This is a genomic window from Janthinobacterium foliorum, from assembly GCF_978021625.1.
Map to the genome: position 1 here is coordinate 1 of NZ_CDXDQE010000034.1, position 4,068 is coordinate 4,068.

The 4,068-nt window shown below is 67.3% G+C and carries 1 protein-coding gene; it reads left to right on the forward strand.

Features of this window, described 5'->3' with window-relative positions; genetic code table 11:
* Positions 1–4,068, forward strand: a 4,068-nt coding sequence (locus tag ACZ92H_RS29275) for an SDR family NAD(P)-dependent oxidoreductase (RefSeq protein WP_465052396.1), incomplete at both ends; no start/stop codon positions are given.

The following is a 4,068-nucleotide window of genomic DNA, read 5'->3' on the forward strand; positions in this document are numbered from 1 at the left end:
CCGAGCTGTCGGCCGGGCAGTGCTACGCCGCGCTTGGCGAACTGGGGCTGGCGTATGGTCCGGCCCTGCGCGCACTGCACACGCTGTACGTGGGCCAGGGACAGGTGCTGGCGCGGCTGGAGCTGCCTGCAGGGCAGGCGGCGCAGGCTAGCGCCTATGGCCTGCATCCGAGCCTGCTCGATGCGGCGCTGCAGGCGCCGGTCGGGCTGTCGCTGGGCGCGGCGGGCGGCGGCGCGCCGCTGCCGTTCGGCCTGGAGCGCCTGGAGGTGCTGGGCGAATGCGGTCCCAGCATGTGGGCGCTGGTGCGCACGCGTGCGCCTGACCAGGCGGACGCGCGCGTGCGCAAGCTCGATATCGACCTGTGCGATCCGGATGGCGCCGTGTGCGTGCGGCTGACGGCATTTTCTTCGCGCGTGGCCGGCGGCGCGAGCGCGACGGCGGAAGAGGGCACCGTGCTGCTGGAACCGGAATGGCTGCCGAGCGAGGTGCGCTTGCAGGCCGAGGAACCCGCCTATGCCCAGCATGTGGTGATGATCTGCGATATGCCCAGCGTTTCCAGCCAGGATATCGTGGGCCCGACGGGCGCGCGCTGCATCCAGATCGCCTCGCATCATCACGGCATGGTGGAGGACTTCCAGCGCTATACCGTGGCCGCCTTCGAGGAAATCAAGTGGATACTGCAGGCGCGGCCGGCGGGCAAAGTCCTGTTCCAGATCGTGGTGCCCGCCTTGAGCGGCCATCAGCTGATGGCCGGGCTGAGCGGCCTGCTGAAAACGGCGCACCTGGAAAATCCCTTGCTGATAGGCCAGTTGATCGCCCTCGATGACACGCAGCTGCATCGTGGCTTGCCCGCCAAGCTGCTGGAAAACCGCCACATGCCGCAGGACCGGCACATTCGCTACGAGGAAGACGGTCGCTGGGTCGCCGGCTGGAAGGACGTCACGGCCAGCGCGCGCGCCATGCGCAAGCCATGGAAGGCGGGCGGGGTATATCTGATTACGGGCGGCCTGGGCGGGCTGGGACTGATCTTTGCGCAGGAAATCGCACGCCAGGTAGCTGCCCCCACCGTGGTGCTGACCGGGCGTTCGGCAGCAGGCGAGGCCGGGCTGCGCCAGCTGCAGGCGCTGGAGGCGCTGGGTGCGCGGGTGCAATACCTCCAGGCGGACGTGACGGACAAGGCGGCCGTCGCCGCGCTGGTCGAAGGCATGGTGCGCGACCATGGCACGCTCGATGGCATCATCCATGCGGCCGGCATCATGCGCGACAACTTCATCCTGAAGAAAACAACGCACGAACTGCAGGCGGTCCTCGCGCCGAAGACCCTGGGATTGCTGCATCTCGACGAGGCAAGCCGGAAGCTGAAGCTCGATTTCCTGATCTGTTTTTCCTCGCTGGCCGGTGCCTATGGCAATGCCGGACAAGCCGACTATGCCGCGGCCAACGCGTTCATGGATGCCTATGCCGTTTACCGCAACAGCCTGGTGGCGCTGGAACAGCGCCATGGCCGGACGGTATCGGTCAACTGGCCGCTGTGGCAGGAGGGCGGCATGCGCATGGATCAGCAGGCCGCGCACTTGCTGGCGCAGGATGCGGGCATGCTGGCGATGGGCACCGGCGACGGCGTGGCCGCGCTGTACCGCGTGCTGGCCACGGGGCAGGACCAGATGGTGGTGATGCAGGGCGATGCCGGCAAGATGCGCAACAGCTGGCAGGCGCCGGCAGCCGCAGCCGTCGCGGCCAGCACGCCGCCGCTGCCCGTGGCGGCCGATGCCCAGCTGGCGGAAAGGGCGGCGCAGTATTTCCTGAAACTGCTCTCCGGCATTATCAAGCTGTCCGTTGACCGCATCGACGTCAGCGCACCGCTGGAAAAATATGGCATCGATTCCATCATGGCCATGGGACTGGTCAGCCAGCTTGAAAAAGTCTTTGGCAATCTGTCGAAAACCCTGGTCTTCGAACACCATACGGCACAGGACCTGATCGATTATTTCATCGCCACCTATCCGCAGCGTCTGCAGGAAGTGCTGGGCGTCAAGCCGCTGCTGGCGGTGCCGGCCGCACCGGCCGCACCGGCGGCAATGCCGCCAGCCAACACGCAGGCTGCCTCCGCCGCCGCGCCGCGGCAACGCCGCTATGCGGCGGCAGCGGGCGGTCCTGCGCCCGCGCCCGCGCCTGCCAGTGCGCTGGCGCGCCAGGATATCGCCATCGTCGGCCTGGCCGGACGCTATCCGCAAGCGGACAATGTGCAGGCGTTCTGGGATAACCTCAAGGACGGCAAGGACTGCATCAGCGAGGTTCCTGCCGGGCGCTGGGACCACAGCCTGTATTTCGATGCCAACCGCGACATGCCGGGCATGACCTACAGCAAGTGGGGCGGCTTCATCGACGGCGTCGATGAATTCGACCCGCTATTCTTTAATATCCCGCCGCTGCATGCGCAATTTACCGATCCGCAGGAGCGCCTGTTCCTGCAATGTGCGTATGCGACCCTGGAAGACGCCGGCTACACGCGCGCCGCGCTGGCCAGCCAGGCCAATGGCAACGTGGGCGTTTTCGTCGGCGTGATGTATGAGGAATACCAGCTGTTCGGCGCGGCGGCGCATGCGCGCGGCCGCCACGTGGCGGTCTCGTCGAACCCGTCCTCCGTCGCCAACCGGGTATCGTATTTCTGCAATTTCAATGGTCCCAGCATGGCCGTCAATACCATGTGCTCGTCGTCGCTGACGGCGATCCACCTGGCTTGCCAGAGCTTGCACGAAGGCGAGTGCGAGCTGGCACTGGCAGGCGGCGTGAACGTATCGGTGCATCCGAATAAATACCTGATGCTGGCACAGGGGCGTTTCGTCTCCAGCAAGGGCCAGTGCGAGAGCTTCGGCGAGGGCGGCGATGGCTACGTGCCGGCCGAAGGCGTGGGCGCGGTGCTGCTCAAGCCCCTGGCGAAGGCCATCGCCGATGGCGACCATATCTATGGCGTCATCAAGGGCTCGGCGCTCAATCACGGCGGCAAGACCAATGGCTACACGGTGCCCAGCCCGGCAGGGCAGGGCAAGGTGGTCGCGCGCGCCTTGCGTCGTGCGGGCATCGATGCGCGCGATATCAGCTACGTCGAGGCGCATGGCACGGGCACCTCGCTGGGTGATCCGATCGAGATCGCGGGCCTGAGCCGCGCTTTCCGCGAGCAGACGCCCGACCGGCAGTTCTGCGCCATCGGCTCGGTCAAGTCGAATATCGGCCATTGCGAGAGCGCCGCCGGCATTGCGGCCCTGACCAAGGTGCTGCTGCAGATGCGCCACGGCCAGCTGGCGCCGTCGCTGCATTCGTCCGTGCTCAATCCGCACATCGACTTTGCCGCCAGTCCCTTCGTGGTGCAGCAGGAACTGGGGGAATGGAAACGGCCGCTGCGCATGCGCGATGGCACGCCGCACGAGGTGCCGCGCATCGCCGGCATTTCCTCATTTGGCGCCGGCGGCGCGAACGCCCACCTCATCATCGAGGAGTATGCCGCCACCGGCAGCGCCGGCGCCGGGAACCGTCCGCCCGCCCTGATCGTGCTGTCAGCGCGCACCGGGCAGGCGCTGGCGCTACAGGTGCGGCAGCTGGTCCGGGCTCTCGAGCTGCAGAGCTGGACGGATGCGGACCTGGCCGATATCGCCTACACCCTGCAAGTCGGACGCGAGGCGATGGATGAAAGGCTAGCCCTGCAAGCCGATTCGCTGCAGGCGCTGCGCGGCCAGCTTGGCGACTGGCTGCGCGGCGCCGAGCCCGGCGCGGCCGTCTACCGGGGCCAGGCGCGGGGCGAAAAAAGCGTCGCCGGCGTGTTTTCCGCGGATGAAGACATGGGCGCCATCGTCGATGCCTGGATTGCCAAGGGCAAGTATGAAAAACTCCTCGGTCTCTGGGTCCAGGGCTTCAGCTTCGACTGGCTGAAGCTGTATGGCCAGGCCACGCCGCGCCGTATCAGCCTGCCGACCTATCCGTTCGCCAAGGAGCGCTACTGGGTACCGGCGGCGCCCGCCGCGCTGGCCGTGGCGGCCGAAGCCGCGCCGGCAGCGGCGGCAGGCGCGCGCC